Origin of the sequence: Halomicronema sp. CCY15110, assembly GCF_016888165.1 — a bacterium.
Classification (GTDB): Bacteria; Cyanobacteriota; Cyanobacteriia; order Phormidesmidales; family Phormidesmidaceae; genus Halomicronema.
This window is the reverse complement of the sequence record NZ_JACSWC010000101.1, coordinates 1-557: the sequence shown is the minus strand read 5'-3', so window position 1 is coordinate 557 and position 557 is coordinate 1. Positions and strand designations below refer to the sequence as shown.

Genomic DNA, 557 nt, shown 5'->3' with positions numbered 1-557 from the left:
AACAAGGAGCCACCGAACACTGCTGCCACACCCATCATGTGGAAGGGGTGCATCAAGATGTTGTGCTCAGCCTGGAAGACCAACATGAAGTTGAAGGTACCGGAGATACCCAAAGGCATGCCGTCGGAGAAGGAACCTTGACCCAAGGGGTAGATCAAGAACACTGCGGTTGCGGCTGCTACGGGAGCAGAATAAGCAACGCAGATCCAAGGACGCATGCCGAGGCGGTAGGACAGTTCCCATTCCCGACCCATGTAGCAGAAGACGCCAATGAGGAAGTGGAAGATGACGAACTGGTAAGGGCCACCGTTGTACAACCACTCATCGAGGGAAGCGGCTTCCCAGATGGGGTAGAAGTGCAAACCGATAGCGTTGGAGGAAGGCACAACGGCACCGGAGATGATGTTGTTGCCGTACATCAAGGAGCCAGCGACGGGCTCGCGGATGCCGTCAATGTCCACGGGGGGAGCGGCGATGAAGGCGATGACGAAGCAAGTGGTGGCAGCTAGGAGAGTGGGGATCATCAACACGCCGAACCAACCCACATAGAGGCGGTT

The 557-nt window shown here is 56.7% G+C and carries 1 pseudogene; it reads right to left on the bottom strand.

The window, feature by feature from the left end:
* Positions 1 to 557, bottom strand: a pseudogene (locus tag JUK32_RS01280) (photosystem II q(b) protein); the annotation flags it as partial.